The organism is Leucobacter sp. G161 (assembly GCF_001482305.1).
Lineage (GTDB): Bacteria > Actinomycetota > Actinomycetes > Actinomycetales > Microbacteriaceae > Leucobacter.
On sequence record NZ_LOHP01000078.1, the window covers coordinates 1 to 16,480 of the forward strand.

General features: G+C 61.7%; 15 protein-coding genes. 10 read left to right on the forward strand and 5 right to left on the reverse strand.

Translation table 11 applies throughout. The annotated features are described in order from the left end of the window. The 5 genes from AUL38_RS17580 to AUL38_RS13280 all read right to left on the reverse strand — a co-directional run. Positions 1-308 (reverse strand): IS3 family transposase (locus tag AUL38_RS17580; protein WP_059062940.1); only part of this gene is annotated, 308 nt, incomplete at its 3' end. 68 nt (positions 309-376) lie between these two features. Next, positions 377-1,144 carry a helix-turn-helix domain-containing protein gene (locus AUL38_RS17995; RefSeq protein ID WP_369795321.1) on the reverse strand — a complete coding sequence of 256 codons (768 nt, stop codon included), beginning with the start codon at positions 1,142-1,144 and terminating at the stop codon, positions 377-379. 209 nt (positions 1,145-1,353) lie between these two features. Next, positions 1,354-3,594, reverse strand: coding sequence for a cation-translocating P-type ATPase (locus AUL38_RS13270; RefSeq protein ID WP_059062860.1), 2,241 nt, complete (start codon positions 3,592-3,594; stop codon positions 1,354-1,356). Continuing rightward, on the reverse strand, positions 3,591-5,420 hold the full coding sequence (locus AUL38_RS13275; RefSeq protein ID WP_235590723.1) for a cytochrome c oxidase assembly protein: 1,830 nt from the start codon (positions 5,418-5,420) through the stop codon (positions 3,591-3,593). Before AUL38_RS13275 ends, AUL38_RS13270 begins: the two co-directional genes overlap by 4 nt. A 239-nt stretch (positions 5,421-5,659) precedes the next feature. Further along, positions 5,660-5,884, reverse strand: coding sequence for a heavy-metal-associated domain-containing protein (locus AUL38_RS13280; protein WP_059062861.1), 225 nt, complete (start codon positions 5,882-5,884; stop codon positions 5,660-5,662). Positions 5,885-6,026: 142 nt separating this feature from the next. Between AUL38_RS13280 and AUL38_RS13285 the strand changes: the two genes are divergently transcribed. From AUL38_RS13285 to AUL38_RS13330, 10 genes are read left to right on the forward strand one after another with little or no spacing between them, the layout of a single operon-like run. Then, positions 6,027-6,902 (forward strand): TauD/TfdA family dioxygenase, encoded by an 876-nt coding sequence (locus AUL38_RS13285; protein WP_235590724.1) that lies wholly within the window; start codon positions 6,027-6,029, stop codon positions 6,900-6,902. Continuing rightward, positions 6,899-7,450 carry an FcoT family thioesterase gene (locus tag AUL38_RS13290; protein WP_059062862.1) on the forward strand — a complete coding sequence of 184 codons (552 nt, stop codon included), beginning with the start codon at positions 6,899-6,901 and terminating at the stop codon, positions 7,448-7,450. Before AUL38_RS13285 ends, AUL38_RS13290 begins: the two co-directional genes overlap by 4 nt. Next, positions 7,440-8,225: a glycosyltransferase family 2 protein gene (locus AUL38_RS13295; protein ID WP_059062863.1), complete on the forward strand. Its 786-nt coding sequence runs from the start codon at positions 7,440-7,442 to the stop codon at positions 8,223-8,225. Before AUL38_RS13290 ends, AUL38_RS13295 begins: the two co-directional genes overlap by 11 nt. A 4-nt stretch (positions 8,226-8,229) precedes the next feature. Next, positions 8,230-10,191 carry a glycosyltransferase gene (locus tag AUL38_RS13300; protein ID WP_059062864.1) on the forward strand — a complete coding sequence of 654 codons (1,962 nt, stop codon included), beginning with the start codon at positions 8,230-8,232 and terminating at the stop codon, positions 10,189-10,191. 52 nt (positions 10,192-10,243) lie between these two features. Beyond that, positions 10,244-12,283, forward strand: coding sequence for a hypothetical protein (locus AUL38_RS13305; protein WP_153006598.1), 2,040 nt, complete (start codon positions 10,244-10,246; stop codon positions 12,281-12,283). Continuing rightward, positions 12,283-12,501: a hypothetical protein gene (locus tag AUL38_RS13310; RefSeq protein ID WP_059062866.1), complete on the forward strand. Its 219-nt coding sequence runs from the start codon at positions 12,283-12,285 to the stop codon at positions 12,499-12,501. The genes AUL38_RS13305 and AUL38_RS13310 overlap by 1 nt, the downstream gene beginning before the upstream one ends. Then, on the forward strand, positions 12,498-13,562 hold the full coding sequence (locus tag AUL38_RS13315) for a serine hydrolase (protein ID WP_059062867.1): 1,065 nt from the start codon (positions 12,498-12,500) through the stop codon (positions 13,560-13,562). Before AUL38_RS13310 ends, AUL38_RS13315 begins: the two co-directional genes overlap by 4 nt. Continuing rightward, positions 13,559-14,191, forward strand: coding sequence for a 4'-phosphopantetheinyl transferase (locus AUL38_RS13320; RefSeq protein WP_059062868.1), 633 nt, complete (start codon positions 13,559-13,561; stop codon positions 14,189-14,191). Before AUL38_RS13315 ends, AUL38_RS13320 begins: the two co-directional genes overlap by 4 nt. Continuing rightward, the gene (locus AUL38_RS13325; protein ID WP_083506887.1) at positions 14,188-15,210 is read left to right on the forward strand and encodes a glycosyltransferase family 2 protein; all 1,023 of its coding nucleotides are present in this window, start codon (positions 14,188-14,190) and stop codon (positions 15,208-15,210) included. The genes AUL38_RS13320 and AUL38_RS13325 overlap by 4 nt, the downstream gene beginning before the upstream one ends. After that, a complete protein-coding gene (locus AUL38_RS13330) occupies positions 15,210-16,124 on the forward strand; it encodes a glycoside hydrolase family 16 protein (protein WP_059062870.1) in 915 nt (304 codons plus the stop codon). Before AUL38_RS13325 ends, AUL38_RS13330 begins: the two co-directional genes overlap by 1 nt. The last annotated feature ends 356 nt before the right edge of the window (positions 16,125-16,480 follow it).

Here is a 16,480-nt window from a genome sequence, read left to right on the forward strand (position 1 = left end):
CACGAGCGGGTAGAGCCTTTTCCCGGCAGGTGCGCCTGGGAAAGATACGCGGCCGCACGACGGAGTACTTCCACTTCTTGTTCGAGGAGCTTGTTGCGTTTGCGTAGCTCACGCAGCTCAGCATTCTCGGACTGCGTGACACCGGGTTTCTGGCCCTGTTCGACGCGTTCCTCTCGGAGCCATTTATCGAGGGTTCCAACGTGGATGCCGAAGTCTTTCGCGATCTGCGCCAGTGTCACTTCCGGGCCGCGATCCAACGCGATCCTCACGACGTCGTCACGGAACTCTTTGGGATAACGAGGAGGCATAGGTTCATCCTTCCAGGCCAGCCGAAACTAGCCATGTTGATGTCACCTACACGAGCATCAGTCCCGATTCAGAAGCGCCTCCGTATGAGGTTTTCATCAAGACGGGCCGCTGCTCTGAACGAGGAAGGGCTGACGCCCCAGTACGCGCGAAAAGCCCGACTAGCGACTTCCGGGGTGGACCACCCAATCTGAGCGGAGATCAGCGAGATTGGATCGTCATTGAGTACAAGCCTTTCAGCCATAGCCTTAGCCCTGAGTATCCTCAAGAATCGAGCCGGGGTCAGGCCAGTTTCCTTGCGAAACAGTCGGGTAAGTTGCGCAGAAGAAAGGGCAACTTCATTTGCGAGATGCCGGACATCCCAAGGGCGTTCTATATGGGAACCTAGTAGATCTATTGCGCGTAGGACTTCCCTGCCCGGAGACTTCGTTTGGTCAGCCGGCCTAGGACCAGAAAGATGCAGGAAGAGATCGGCGAAAACCTGAGCGGCACCGACAATAATCTTCGGCAGGGTTTCTTGGTTCAAGCTCAGTCGGGATAGTGAAGCCATACTCTGCGCTAGCGAAGAAGAGAGTTCTTTATTCACGGTTCCGAAGTGGACTGGAGGGCCGGGTCTTAGTGATTGAAGCAACGCCATAGTAAGGGGGTGCGTCTGGGGAAGCCATCGAGCGTGGTCTGACACAAATTCTGGCCTCATATAAAGTGTCAGCGTGCGAGTCGGTGCGAGAGGCTCTCCAGCACAGAGCGTCTCATTCGGAATCAATATGAGATCTCCGGGACCGACCGCGACTTGGGCGCCACGAAACGAGAGTCTCGACCACCCGGACGAGACATACATGAGTTTGACAGCCTCGGCCTTAGTCACACCCGTGGGCTTCAGCGTGAGTGCAGTTCGCACTTGGAACGGCGCGAGGATACTTGGAAAGATCCGATCTCCCGATAAGACCTCAACGGAGAGCGGTTCGATCACGCTGTTATCTGCCTGGTAGATTTCGCTCAAGCGTCCGAAGTTCCACTGACACAAGCCCACAAGCGTTTGGGCAGGGCTTAGCCTCTGAAGCTCTGGAGTCGAAGGCTGTTGTAGACAACAAGCACAGACGACAATGCCATGGCTCCGGCAGCAATGAGCGGGTTCAAGAGCCCGGCTGCAGCGATCGGAATCGCAGCGACGTTGTAACCAAAGGCCCAGACAAGGTTTACGCGGATCGTTTGCAGTGTCTTACGAGAGAGCGCAATCGCATCCGGAATAACTGCAAGATCGTCTCGAACTAAGATGATGTCTGCGGATTTGAGGGCGATGTCCGAGCCATTGACCATCGCGAGACCGAGGTCTGCGGCGGCGAGCGCGACGGCATCATTGATGCCGTCGCCGACCATCGCGACCCGTTCCCCTTGGGTCTGGAGTGCACGCACGGTTTCGGCTTTGTCGGCAGGAAGGACTTCACTGAGGGCGGTGTCGATTCCGAGTTGTGCGGCGGTGTAGTCGCCTGCCGCCTTGGAGTCACCTGTCAGGAGCACGGTTTTGAGTCCCTGCTTCCGGAGAGCGTCGACGGCCTTCTTGGCCCCAGGCTTGATGGTGTCGGCGAGATTGATAGCACCGATCAGCTTCCCATCGACCGCGACAAACACCGTGGTCTCGGCGGGATTCTCGTGAAGTTCTATCCCATTCGATTCGTTGAAGTTCAGGGCTACGCCATGCTCTGCCAGAAGCGCCCTGTTGCCGACAATGGCGAGTATGCCGGAGACCGTCGCTGTCGCTCCCTTCCCGGGAACGATATTGAAATCAGTCGCGGACTCCAGATCCGTAATTTGCTTCTTTGCTGCGGTCATGATTGCGCGTGCAATGATGTGCTCTGAGCCCTGCTCGACTGAGGCTGCGATGCGGAGCAAATCGTGTTCTTGGATGTGTTCTGCGGTGGCTGTGCCCGTCACTGTCATGGTTCCGGCGGTCAGTGTGCCGGTCTTGTCCAGGACGACGGTGGTGATGGTGCCGCTTGCCTCGAGTGCGTCTTGTCCTTTGACGAGGATGCCGAGGCTGGCACCTCTACCGATACCTACCATGAGTGCGGTGGGCGTTGCGAGGCCGAGTGCACAGGGGCAGGCGATGATCAGGACGGCGATTCCGATGCCGAAGGCGTCTTGGAATGCGGTGCCTGCAAGCATCCAGGCGAGTGTGACGAGAATCGCGAGAGCGATGACTGCGGGAACAAAGTAGGTGGTGATGCGGTCTACGAGCGTCTGTACTCGAGCTTTACGGGATTGGGCTTGTTCGGCAAGGGCGGCCATCTGCGCGAGTTGGGTGTGCGCTCCGACTGACGTTGCACATACTTCGAGTCTTCCGTTGGTGCTGATCGTTCCGCCGACGACGTTGTCTCCAGGACTGAGGTCTTTCGGGACAGCTTCCCCGGTCAACATGCTGGTGTCCACTGATGCGTATCCGGCGCTGATCGTGCCGTCCGCAGGAATTGTCTCGCCTGGAAGGACTACGAAAGCATCTCCGACGCGCAGAGACGCGGCAGGTTCGATGCTTTCGCTGCCGTCTCGGGTAATGCGTACGTGGGTAGCGGCAAGCTGACCCAGCGCGCCGAGTACGTCTCCCGCTTTTCTTCTGGAGCGTGTTTCGAAGTAGCGCCCAGCGAGCTGGAATGTCGTCATCCCGGCAGCGACATCGAGGTAGATGGAGTTTGCTCCTTCCGGGGTGACGCCGAAGCCGAGCCAGTATCCGGCCCCGTCCTGCCCGATACCGAGCAGAAGGGAGGTGACCGCCCAGCCGAATGATGCTGCGATGCCGAGTGACACGAGGGTGTCCATGCTGACATTCCCGTGGCGTAGGTTGCGGAGTGTGGCTTTGTGGAAGGGCCAGGCCGCCCAGGTGACGATGGGGAGGGCGAGCATGATACAGAGCCATTCCCAGCCGGGGAAGCGCCAGCCCGGAACCAGTGCGAGAACGATCGTGATGTCCATCAGTGGAACTGTGAGGATCGCGGCGACGAGGAGCCTGCGCCTCAGGGAGGTGATCCTCACCTCTGTTGCGCGTCTCGACCAGGCGTCATCGGCGTCGTCGTGAACGCGCGCACCGTATCCGGCCTTCTCCACGCGACGCACTGCTAGGTCGGCCTTGGCGGGTGAGAGTCCAGTGACGATCGCGCGTTCCGTCGCGTAGTTCACACTTGCCGTCACTCCGTCGAGTTGCCCCAAGGCACGCTCTACTCGGCCCGCGCATGCGGCGCAGGTCATGCCGGAGATATCGAGTTGAAGGGGATCCGTGGCGTTCTGTTGGATCGTCATGAGCTACTGCCTTCCTCTGTGCCGAGAAGCTGGGGACCTCGCACATTGCGAGCCTGTCGAGCACTGAGTTTTTCAAGCATCCGGTTGTAGTCGTCGAACTCGTCATCGAGGCCCGCGTCGAGGTGACGATCTTTGCGGCGTGCGTCCTTTGCGTCCTGTCTCGACCACTGCACGCCGAGCGCGATGATGACGAGGAGGAGTGGGAGTTCCCCGCCGGCCCAGGCGACACCGCCACCCAAGTATTGGGATGCTTGGAGATCAGCCCAGGGTAAATCAAAGTACCTGTAAAAGTTCTCTGCAATGATGTCGCCGCCCGAAGACATCAAAATCACACCGAAGAAGGCATGGAATGGCATGGCCGCGAGAACGAAGCCGAGCTTGCCGATATGAGGAAGCGGTCGCGGAGGACGATCTACGCCAATAACTAAGCCGTAGAACAGATAACCCGCGATGAGGAAGTGCACGTTCATGAGCTGGTGGGCCCAATGGAAACGCATGTACTCGCCGAATATCCCCGAGAAATACAGGCCATAGTACGAGCCGACGAACAGAGCGAAGACCATCAGAGGGTTGTAGATGAAGCGAAGCACACGCCAGTGCAACGCCCAGGTCACCCAGTCATGGACCCCAGCAAGTCGCTTCGGGTCCGACTTCGTCGCGCGCAGGAGGAGCGTGACGATGCCACCCATAACGAGCAGGATCGGTGCCAGCATGTTTAGGCTCATATGCACGATCATGTGAATGCCGAAATCCGGAGCGGAGTACTTGCCAAATCCTGAGCTGGTGACGAATACGACGACGACCCAGCCGCCCACCCAAGAAATGGTTCGCCCTACCGGCCATGCGTCACCGCGTCGGCGGAGAGTGCTGACCGCAACGAGATAGACCGTCACCGCGGCAACCGCCAGCAGCAGGAAGAGAATGTTCGGACGCCAGTGCGTGAACAGTACGAGCGGGGTGGGCGCTTCGGCCACTTCGAACCCCAAGAACACCTGGGAAATGGATGTGGGAACGAAATAGTGCGGAGGCGGGAAGCGTGTCATCGCAGCGGTGATTCCCACCCAGCCGGCGATCGCGACGGCCAGACCTCCGAGCAAACGGGACAGCCGCTTCTCGTCGATGCGTCGGCGCCGCCACATAGACCACGCGCACACCGCCATCCCGCAGATGAGCGCGAGGCATGTCCATCGCGTGATGATCTGCCAGCCGGTCACCGAGCCGAGAAGCCCAGTTCCCGCCAGCTTGAACCAAGCGAGAAGCACATCGGCACCAACGATAACCGGCAGCGCGAAGACGAGGAACAGGAACATTCGCGGAAGCACGTCCGGCGAGACCAGGCGACCGGATGCGACCCGGATCGCTGCGAGCAGGATCACACCGAACACCGCGCTAGTCAGCAGTGATTGGTAGACGCCCGCGTCGCTTCCGAAGTCGTGTTCGGGTCCGACAAGGATCTGGCCGACCACGACCGGGGCCAGCACTCCGAAGCATGCCGCCCACAAGGGAATCAGCAGTCCCGTCCAATTCTCAACGACCATGCTGAAGAAGAACACGACGAGCGCGGCAAACAACGTTAGGGCCCATGCTCGGGCATAGTCATTAGTCCCGAACAGGAACGACACCGCGTGGGGCTCCCCCAATCGCGCGAAAGGCTGCCCGTGGCTATCCAGCATGGTGAACAGCACCATGGCACCCGCTGCAGATGCCCACACCCCCGAACTGATCTGGAGTACCTTCAACTCGAGCGGGCTGCGCAGAAGATCAGCATTCCGCCCTTGCGCATCCCGGAAGAACAGCAGCGTCAATAGCGCACCGACGGTCGCCATTGCTGCAGCATCAGCGGCGGCCTGACCTACTGCCGTGAGAACACCGACGTCGAGGCCCGGAAAGCTCCGGCGAAGTAAGTCGTAGGGCGCTTGACCCGCAAGTATTGTGACCAGCGGTGCGGGTACGAGAACGAGCCCGGCACACAAGGCAGCCATGCTCCGCACGATGCCTGAACGCCTCTTGACGATTACTGGATCGTGCGCGCGAGCCTCATCATGCTGGGTCGAGGTAACCGTGGTCAAGAACCCTCGTTCTCCCAGGAGACAAGTTCGAAACCCGCTTCTGAAACGGCATCCTCAATCGAAGATCGCTCCACCAAGCCTCCATAGCGCACCGCGACGGCCCCCGAAGCGGCATCGACGTCTGCCCCCACAACGCCACCTATTGCGAGGAGCTCGGCGGAGAGCGCCTGCTCACAATGTCCGCAGGTCATCCCGTTCACGCGGAACTCCAGTTCATTCATCGGGGCATGAACCTTTCACTTCTTCTGACACAATCACCGCTAAGTCTACGACATGTCGAGATGCAGGGGCTCCGAGGACACTCGCAGTGACTACATCATGTAGAGTTACTACGTCTTGTAGTGCTATCAGGAGGAGGCAGACGTGATCGTAGAGCAGGGGAACGACGACACCATGGGTGTGGTCGTCAAGGACTTCAACGTCGATACCGTGACGTCCGAGGAGATCGACCGGCTGAAGCAGTCGATCTACCGGGACAAAGTGGCCGTACTCAGGAACCAGGGCGACATCACCCCGGAGCAGTTCGTGAAACTCGGCCGCATGTTCGGCGATCTGGTGAGCTATCACGAACCGATGTATCACCACCCGGAGTTTGAGGAGATCTTCGTCTCCTCGAACATCCCCGAGGACGGCAAGCAGATCGGCGTGCCGAAAACAGGGAAGTTCTGGCACGCTGACTACCAGTTCATGCCCCAGCCGTTCGCGTTCACGATCTTCTCACCGAAGGTGCTGCCGCCGAAGAACCGCGGCACATTCTTCATCAACATGGCTGCCGCATACGAGGCGCTCCCGCAGGAACTGAAGGATGCTGCAGCGGGGACCACGTCCTCGCATAGCGTGCGGAAGTTCTTCAAGATTCGCCCCGATGATGTCTATCGCCCTCTCGGTGAGATCATCCGCGAAGTCGAAGAACACACGCCGGCAGTGACCTTCCCTACCGTCATGGAGCATCCCGTCACCGGCGAGAAGATCCTCTTCATCAGCGAGGGCTTCACCGTCGAGCTCAACGGCAGCGACGATCCCGACCTGCTCGACAAGCTCTTCGAAGCGACCGGGCAACTCGACCAGGAGTTCGCGCACCCCAATATCTACCAGCACGCATACGAGCCCGGAGACATCGTCATCTGGGACAACCGCACGCTGATCCACCGTGCACTGCACACCACCACGCCTGCAGCGACGGTCTCCCACCGCGTCACCGCGCTCGACGGCCTCCCCCTCTACTCTCGCGCACTGTGACCGCGCGGTTCTCGACGGGGCGGCTCGATGACCGCGAACCGGTGTTCCACCGTGCGGTGAACCCTTACCGGGCCAAGGGATGCATCTATCTCACCGGCGCGGAGGTGACCCGCTCCGAAGAGGGGCAGGTGGCCTCCCGTGGCCAGTTCCGGATCGGCGAATCTTGCTACATCGACGATACCGGCCACTTCAACGCAGCCGAGTTCGTGATCTGCTACAACCAGCTCATGTACACGACCCTTGCGGTCGCCGTGCAGCATTCCCTCCTGCCCGCGTTCTCACACTGGACACTCGACGATTACTGGGCGCGCCAACTCCCCGATGTCCTCATTCACAAGCTCACCAGCAGCTACCAGCGACCGATCGATGCACGCGGGTTCCGTGCCGATTTCACGATCACGAGCCTCAGCACCCGAGCGCTCTCGCGCGGCATGCTCACCCTGGAGACGAGCATTCGCTTCGAGGACGACAACGGCGGTCGCGCGAGAGGCGAGGTAGCCCTCGCGCTCGTCAACGCTCCCGCCTCAGGTGACCAGCATGACCCCTGATGCCACTGTTACGGTCATCGTCCCGTCTTTAGATGAAGCGCAGAACCTCGAGGAAGTACTCCCCAAGATTCCGGCGCAATACGAACTCATCATCGTGGAAGGGGCGAGGTTTCACCGTACGAGCGAACTCGTAAGGTCTCTCCGGCCTGACGCCCGCGTCATCGAACAAACCCGATATGGCAAAGGCAACGCGGTGGCGTGCGGCTTCGCGGCCGCGACCGGAGACATCATCGTCATGTTCGATGCAGACGGCTCCGCCGATCCTGACGAGATCCCACGCTTCGTGGGGGCAATCACCGACGGTGCGATGTTCGCGAAAGGCACCCGGTCGCGGGGCGGAGGAAGTGACGACATCACTCACCTCCGCAATGCCGGAAACGTGGGATTGACGCTACTGACGAACCTGATGTTTGGGGTGCGCTACACCGACCTGTGCTACGGGTACAACGCCCTTCACCGCGACCTGCTCCCGCTCCTCGACCTCCCCGACACAGAACCTGCGGGAGGGGCGCCTCAGTGGGGCGATGGATTCGAGATTGAGACCCTGATCAACGTGCGGGCTGCGCTCGCCGGTGTCCCGATCACTGAGGTTCCGAGCCATGAACGCTCCCGTATCCATGGAGTCAGCAATCTCAATGCTTGGCGCGATGGGAAACGGGTGCTTGCCACGTTGATCCGTGAGCGACGCAACGCGAAAGAACGCCTGATCGCAGTTGACCCTATGCATCAATCCGACACCCCACTGTCGGTTCGCGGTCAGTTCCCCCTCTCGTAGTTCCATGCGCCTCGAGATCGTCATCTGCACATACACGGAGCACCGCAGCCACCTGGTGGACGCCTGCGTAACCTCCGCGATCAAGGAACTCCCTGAAACCGGCACGATCACCCTCGTGGCCGATCACGCGGCCGCACACGCGCGGGCACTTGGAGAACGCTACCGGCACATTCCTCGCATTCACCTGATGGAGAACACGAGGCAGCGCGGACTTTCCGGTGCGCGGAACACGGCGATCGCGGCCAGCACTGCTGACGTGCTGCTCTTCATCGACGACGACGCGATCCTGCAAGAGGGATGGTTTGAGGCACTTGCTTCCCGGCTCGAAGACCCCAACGTTGCAATCATCGCCGGTGCCGTTCTGCCAGATTGGGAGAGCGCAACTGGTGCCCCAACATGGTTCCCACCCGAGTTCGGATGGGTGGTGGGCTGCGATTATGTCGGCATGGCCGCGAGTGGGTCAGAGGTTCGCAACCCCATCGGTGCGTGTATGGCAATCCGCAGGGAGGTATTTGCCGGCATCGGGCTCTTCGCCGAGGGACTCGGAAGGATCGACACCCACCCCGTTGGCGGTGAGGAGACGGACTTGGGCATCCGGCTTCGCAAACAGATGCCGGATGCCCAGATCATCCGAGATACGGACCTGGCGGTGCGCCATTTCGTACCGCATGCGCGAACACGCGTCTCCTACATGCTGCGCCGATGCTTTTGGGAAGGCCGTTCTAAAGCGCTGCTCCAGGCACGTGCTTCTCTTCCGCGAAGCTTGGGAACCGAACGAACCCACGTCCTCACCACGGTCAGACACGCGGTCTTCACGGACTTTCGGAGCATGCTCGGAGGCGACCGCTCAGCGTTCCCCCGGAACTTCATACGCCTGGCCGGCCTCTGCGCGGCAGGAACGGGATTCGTGACCTCGCGGCGACGGCATCGACGTCAGGCTGCACTCGAGGGTAGCCCGCACCTCGGCGTGGATGTCACCGTGTGCATCGCAACCCTCGGTCGCAATCGTGCGCTGGCAGAAACGGTCCGGGCGATCCTGGCTCACACGCAGGCCCAGGTGGAGGTACTCGTCGTCGATAACGATCCCCGCTCCGGCCGTGTTCGCGCCACCCTCCATGATCTCCACGACTCGCGGTTGCGGATCGTGACCGAACCACGCAAGGGCCTCTCACTCGCGAGAAACCGCGGCATCTCCGCCGCCCGGGGTCGCATTGTCGCGTTCACTGACGATGACGCGCACCCGGAACCGGGGTGGGTCGACGCTCTCCTGTCGGCCATGTTGGATCCGGTCGTGGGCGGCGTGACCGGCCGAGTCATACCAATGTCGACTGACGCAGACGTGGAACGCTGGTTCGAGGAAGCGATCGGCTTCGACAAGGGAGAGACGCGCAGCGAATGGGGACGCGGCGACGCTGCCGCCCCAGGCTGGCAAACGGGCCGTCAGGGACCGGTGTACCCGGTTGCCGCGGGCGAGTTCGGCTCCGGCAACAATATGGCCTTTCCGCGCGCGTTCCTCGTCGAGCAGCACGGTTTCGCTGACACTCTCGGGGCGGGGTCGCTCACGCGAGGCGGCGAAGACCTTGACATGTTCCGAAGGGTGATTCTCGCAGGCAGGATCTTGCGTTACGAACCTGCGGCTCTGGTGAAGCACCGTCACCGGGACACATTGCCGGCGCTGCGCACACAATTGTTCGGGTATGGCACCGGCATGGCCGCGAACGTGACCCGGCTCGCAGCGACCTCACCCCGCCACATGGTGTCCGTGCTTCGCGCGTTGCCGGCCGGCCTCAGGATGCTGCTCTCCAAGGATTCGACGAAGAACAGTCAGCGGCCTGGCGACTATCCGCGTGCACTCGTGTGGGTCGAACGACTCGGGTACGTTGCCGGCCCCGGCCTGTATCTGCTCGAAGCGATCCGAACAGGACTCGGCCTCCGGGGGGGCAGGAAGGGAGGCACCGATGCGTGAAAGTGCGTTGATGCGTCCTCTGATCGTTCTCTCCTGTGCGTTGTCCTTGCTGGTGCCGATTCTCGCGTGGTGGGATCTGCCCGTGCCAGGCCGCATCGGCCTCGCAATCGCATTCGTACTCCTGGTCCCAGGAGCGCCCCTCGCCATCATCCTTATCCGCCGATCCGGAGCGGTGCTCTGGGCCTTCATCCCCGCACTCTCCCTCTCCTTAGTGATGCTCCTCACCGTGGCGCAGGTCACAACCGGTACCTGGAGTGCGCCGGTCGCAGCCACCATTTTGGGGTTGGGAAACGTGGCCTGCACGGCATTCGCGTGGAATCGCACACCGCCCCTGCGAATCACGCGCCCGGTTCTGCGCAGGCCCGGACATCGCCGAATCGTATCCGTCGTGGCGCTGTTCATCGCGGTCGCGTTGTGGTGGGCGGCAACGACCAGCGTCGATCTCGATGCGGCTGGTGCTGCCGGCCTGGTCACAGTTCTGCCCTGGACCTATTGGCTGGCACTTATCCTTGCCGTCTCTGTCGCGGTCTTCGCAATCACCAGCAAGCCTGCGCCAGACGGGGTCATGGCGGCGATCGGGGTCGCCGTCCTGGCGGTCATGGTCACCACATTCGTCGGCATCGCGGACGGCGGATCACCGGTCGGCACCGCCTATGTGCATGTCGGCTTCGTGGAATGGATCTCCCAAACCGGCACCCTACGCGAGGCGATGGATGCGCGGTTTAGCTGGCCTGGGTTCTTCACCGCTGCCTCGGCTGTGACCGGCTGGGCGGGCCTTGCCGACGCGACGCCGTTCGTCGTGTTCTTCCCCGTACTCGCGGTGCTCTTGAGTATGGCACCGGTGTACGTCATTGGCATGGCGGTGTTCAGGGACCGTGCGGTCGCCTGGACCGGGGTGTTGCTGTTCGTGCTCGGCAGCTGGGTGCAACAAGACTATTTCGCCCCGCAGGCGGTCGCATTCCCGCTGATGCTGACGGTCATCGCGGTGCTGCTCTGGCAGACCAGCGAAACCGGGATCCCCGCAGGCACCGCAAGGGGTTGGCGGCGATTTCTCGAGCCGATGCGCCGGACTCCAGCCCGACTTCCGGGATACTCTGCCTGCCGCGCCCTCATGCTCGAAGCGGCTCTGGTGGTGATCGCGAGCGCGATCGTCATCTCTCACCAGCTCACCCCGGTTTCGCTCATCGTCGTATTGCTACTGCTGAGCCTGCTCGGTGCGACGCGATCACGAACCCTGTGGTTCGGTGTCTCAGTGGTGTTCGCAGCCTGGTTCGCCTTTGGTGCAACCGACTGGTGGACGGGGCATCTGAGCGTACTCATCGATGGGTTCGGGCGTCTCGCTGAGGCCGTCGGCGCCGGTGTCGTAGAGCGCGTCTCCGGTGACCCCGTCTACCAGGTGATGCAGGCGGCACGGATCGGCTGGTCTGCGTTGTTCGCCATCGCGGGGTTCGTCGGTTGGTCGGTGACTCGCGGCGGCAGGCTTCCAATGCCCGTGACCGCTGCTCTCGTGGTCGCACCAATGTCGCTCGTGCTTGGGCAGCCGTACGGTGGTGAGGTCGTGCTTCGCGTGTACCTGTATGCGTTGCCAATTCTCGCAGTACTCGCCGCAGGCGGCATCGCACCGCTCATCCGGGCGCGAAGCGCTCTGTCTCGTGTTGCCCTCACGTTGATCATGGTGCTCGCCGCTGCGGGAGTGACCACCGCGCGTGGCGTGAACGTTGCTTTCGAACGCACGCCCGTGGATGTGCTTGAGGTCGCACGCGCGGTGCTGTGGGAGACCCCGACCGGGAGCACGATCCGCCCGTTGGCGACCGAGGGCGCGTTGCGGGTCGCCCGGATCAGCGATCTCCACCACCCGCCCTCCGTGGACGGCGATGGCACCGCGTTCGAACGCCTGCTGCAGCAGGCCCCCGATGTGGTATTTCTCACCACCATGCGGGAGCGGTACGAACAGATCACCAGGGGCGCAAGACCGGGCTGGTACGAAAACGTTGCGACGCTCCTGGAAGCGAGCGGCCAGTACCAGGTGACCCATCGCACCGAGCACGTGATCGTGCTCGAACGGAAACCCGGCCCCGGAGAGGACGAGTGATGACGCGACTGGACTGGTTGATCGGCGGGATCGCTGGGATCGCCGCCGCGACCGCATTTGCAATGTACGCCTGGTCGGTGGTGCTCCGTGAGCGGCGCGGCCCCGACGCCCATAGAGTGACGCTGCGCCAATCGCGGCCGGTATTCACCACACTGTTCGTGCTCATTACCACCATTGGAGTAGCACTCTTGGTGCTGCGTCTTGGAGTCCTCTCATGAAGAAGTCGACCTGGGTCACGGCGCTGCTCATCGCGGCTGTCACAGTCGTCGGGGCATTCGGCGTGACGCACGGCAATGCTGCTCCTGCCTTGTCCTCAAACCTGACCGGGGATTCGGATCTTGCTGCAGAAGCTGCGCCATATCTCAGCGGTGTCAGGGATCGCGTGTCGATCTGCGTGTGGGAGGACGGTAGGTTCACGTCAGCTGGTTTCGGAGCCGACGCCAACACCAGATATGAGATCGGATCCATCACCAAGACATTCACCGGCATGCTTCTCGCCGACGCAGTCGCTCGCGACGAAGTCGATATCGACGACCCGGTCGGCCGCTACCTCCCGCTTGACGACGCACCGGTTGCCTCGGTCACGCTCCGTGAGCTTGCTGCGCACACCAGCGGCCTCGGGGAATGGGGCGACGATGAGCGAGATGGCACTTGGATGCGCTGGTGGGTGGAAGACATCCGAGGCGACACCATCCACAATCTCGATCTCGAAGCACTCTACGATCGTGCACGCACCGACTCGTTGTCGACCCGAGGCGAGTACCGATACTCCAATATCGGCTTCGCGCTCCTCGGGCATGCGCTCGCCGAAGCGGCGGGAATCTCCTACGACACCCTGCTGCAGGAGCGAGTGCTGGGCCCAGGAGGTATGAGCGACTCAGGCCTTACGTCCAACACTGACCGGAATGCGCAACGAGGTTATCGCGCAGACGGTCGTGCGGTACCTCCGTGGCGGCTCGGCGCCTACGCGCCCTCCGGTGGCGCGTACTCTACCGTCACTGATCTCTGCCAATACGCCGTTCGGCTCGTTGACACGCACGAATCGGATGCGGCGGAGAAAGACGTTGATGTGCTCGGAACCGTGATGGCGGGTACGGACCTTGGATGGGACGCCACCGAAGAAGGGGACAGCTTTGTCCTGTCGAAGACGGGGCAGACCGGCGGCTTCCAGTCCGCGGTCGCTCTCGATCCTGCAGCGTCGCGCGTTGTGGTCGCCCTCGCCAACACTGCGAACGACCTCGACCCACTCGTGCAGGCCCTCCTCGAGGGCGGTCGGTGACCGTGGTTGGATCGGTGCGGATCCGAGCCGGACACCTCTATGAGGGTGCGCCCGCGGTGGGTATCGAGCAGGAGATTGCCGCGGGTATGGGGCCGGCCAGGCGCACTGAGTTCTGTTCGGCACGTGCCCTCGCGCATGATGCCCTCGCGAGTCTTGGACTCAGTGCGCCACAAGGCATCGGGCAAGCCGGTACAGGTGCGCCGCTCTGGTCGCAGGGAGTGTCGGGCAGCATCGCTCACTCCGGCGACCGCATCGCCGTTGCCGTTGCCGATATCCCCGGCATATTCCTCGGCATCGACCTCGAACCGGTCGGTGCTGTACCGGCTGACGTAGCAGTTTCCGTGACCACTCCCGGCGAACTCGCGGACGCGCATTCGCGGAGCGGTCTGCCGCTGAACTCTCCGCTGCTGCACACGCTGCTGTACGTTGCGAAAGAGAGCAGCTTCAAAGCACTGAACCTGACAGACGGTGAGCACATCTGGCATCCACGAGATCTTCATGTCCAGCTCACCGACTGGGAAGAACACCACGGGACATTCACCATCAATCATGACCTGCAGGTGCGGGGCCGCTGGTGGATGGATAGCGGCTATGTCTTCGCGAGCACCACGATCGGGCTGGAAGCATGACTCCGTGGCCGGAAGTATCCGTGATTGTGCCGTTCCGGAACGCTGCCGCAGACCTTCCATACGCTTTCGCTCAACTCGCGCGTCTCAAAGGGCCAGTGGAGATACTTCTCATCGACGACGCCTCCACCGACAACGGCCCCGAACTCGCCGAAACCTACAGCCATAGCGATCCTCGGGCACGTGTGATCCACCGGACCAAGGCTGGTGGCTCAACACGTTCACGCATGGCCGGCGTCAACGCAGCTCGGGGCGATTACATCTGGTTCTGCGACGTCGACGACGAATGGGAACCCGACATCGTCACTACCCTGCTCCACGAAGCCACGTCGCACGACGCCGATCTTGTTGTTTGTCGTGCGGAACGGGTCGAGGCAGATGGTCGCCGCTGGGTCATGGAAGGTTCGCCACACGCACGCAGTGTCTCCGGTCACGAACTGTCGTCACTCGTGTGGACTGGGCAGCTTCGTGGGTATCTGTGGAACAAACTCATTCGCCGCCACCTCATCCCGCCGCTTCGGCGAGAGCCCCTCTCCTCTCAGGACGACTTCCTCATGATTCTCGACATCCTCGAGAATACCCACCGCGTGCGCCTCATCCCCGACATTAAATATCGGTACTTGGAACGAGCAGACTCAATCAGTACTGGGACGGCCTTGCGACAAGAGAACGTGCAACGCTGCCGTAATGAAGCAATGCAACGTCTCCTGCCAGCGCATCCCACACGGCGTGAGCAGCGCGATGCCGACGCGTTCACGCTCTGGTTCTACCTGGTGCCGTCGATCGCGACACCCGTCCACCGCGGCTGGGCCGACGAAGACGCCACTGCAGCGCGAAAGGAACTCACCTCACAGATTGCCTGGCGAACCATTCTCCACTTGGCAAGAAATCAGCCCTCCGTCGCCGCGCATGCGGCACTCATCCGGGCCAGCGGGCGCTATTACCCAACGCTTTACCGTCTGTCGAGGAGGGTGACACGGGGGCTCCGCACCGGTAATCTACGACATGTGGAGAAGAAGTGATGGGCTCGCGCAACGCAACGCAGGCAGTTCGCACCCGGCGTGGTGTGGCCCTGATGATCGCCGGGGCGATCGCCTTGTCCGCTTGCTCGCTCGCTGCGGGGCAGGGGCCCTCACCCATCGACAGATCAACAGTAGAGAACCTCAGCCAGCACAGCCACAGTCAACCCGTCACCGCTGCGAAGAACAGTGTCACGAAGATGACTCTTCAGACTCAGGACAGCATCAGTGCAGAAGTCGTGACCGGCGATGACATCTGGTCCACGGTCTTCTTCGACGACTTCGACCGCAACTCTCTGGGAGCCGACTGGTCCGCGTATACCGGAAGGCCGAGCTCAGATCCACGCACCTGGTGGGATCCGACGATGGTGTGGCTCAGCAACGGATCACTCGTACTTGCAGGCGCCCCCTCCACCGGGCATACGAACTTGTGGCGCACCGGCGCAGTCTCCAACTGGAAAGCCGCCCAAACCTACGGGAAATGGGAGGTGCGTCTCCGTACCCACGCCAGCCAGGTCCTCAGCTACCACTTCCTCTTATGGCCGCAAGCAGAAAGCTGGCCACCCGAGATCGACATTGCCGAAGGGTACTCGCGAGAACGAACGAACTCACAGTCCTTCCTGCACTGGGTCGACGAGAGCGGAACCCGGCGACAGACGAGCTTCTCCGTCAACGGCAACTTCTCAGAGTGGAACACCGTCGCCGTCGAATGGACTCCAAACGCGGTCCGCTTCTTCCTCAACGGCCAAGCCTACGGCGAAGCTACAGGGTTGGCCGTACCGCACGAGCCGATGTTCCTCGCCCTCCAGACAGAGACTCGCCTCGCTGCGTCTCTACAAGGGCAGAGCAGACAGACTCAATTTGTGTGGATTGACTGGGTTCGGATATCCGCACTGGATAGTCAAGAACTGGCGTAGGACTAAACTGGCCGCTGCATTGACCATTCCCGCACTGGCACAGGTAATGATGGTCTCGATATTGGCGCAGGCAATGTGATTCAGGCGTGGAAGAAGGACAGTACGATCGGGGTGGCGAACCGGCGGGACGGTAGAGCGACAAACAGCGATCCGGCAAAAGAGACAGCGCGGTGGCGGGACCGTGCCAAGACGCTACGCCGCGCGCTCAACGAGATTGAAGCGCTCCCTCCGGCGAAGCTGCGCAGCGTATCCGGCAGTGGCAGGTGGAAGCCGGAGCACGCCGAGCCCAGGCTGAGCGCGCAAATGCTGAACGCGCGAAGAAACTCATTACAACCGAGTGGAAGCCAAGTCAATCC

What these genes read in the sequence shown, in the direction of transcription:
- AUL38_RS17995 (WP_369795321.1), bottom strand. Translation starts at nt 1,144, where the DNA reads ATGTATGTCTCGTCCGGGTGGTCGAGACTCTCGTTTCGTGGCGCCCAA.
- AUL38_RS13270 (WP_059062860.1), bottom strand. Translation starts at nt 3,594, where the DNA reads ATGACGATCCAACAGAACGCCACGGATCCCCTTCAACTCGATATCTCC.
- AUL38_RS13275 (WP_235590723.1), bottom strand. Translation starts at nt 5,420, where the DNA reads ATGGCGACCGTCGGTGCGCTATTGACGCTGCTGTTCTTCCGGGATGCG.
- AUL38_RS13280 (WP_059062861.1), bottom strand. Translation starts at nt 5,884, where the DNA reads ATGAATGAACTGGAGTTCCGCGTGAACGGGATGACCTGCGGACATTGT.
- AUL38_RS13295 (WP_059062863.1), top strand. Translation starts at nt 7,440, where the DNA reads ATGACCCCTGATGCCACTGTTACGGTCATCGTCCCGTCTTTAGATGAA.
- AUL38_RS13300 (WP_059062864.1), top strand. Translation starts at nt 8,230, where the DNA reads ATGCGCCTCGAGATCGTCATCTGCACATACACGGAGCACCGCAGCCAC.
- AUL38_RS13310 (WP_059062866.1), top strand. Translation starts at nt 12,283, where the DNA reads ATGACGCGACTGGACTGGTTGATCGGCGGGATCGCTGGGATCGCCGCC.
- AUL38_RS13315 (WP_059062867.1), top strand. Translation starts at nt 12,498, where the DNA reads ATGAAGAAGTCGACCTGGGTCACGGCGCTGCTCATCGCGGCTGTCACA.
- AUL38_RS13325 (WP_083506887.1), top strand. Translation starts at nt 14,188, where the DNA reads ATGACTCCGTGGCCGGAAGTATCCGTGATTGTGCCGTTCCGGAACGCT.
- AUL38_RS13330 (WP_059062870.1), top strand. Translation starts at nt 15,210, where the DNA reads ATGGGCTCGCGCAACGCAACGCAGGCAGTTCGCACCCGGCGTGGTGTG.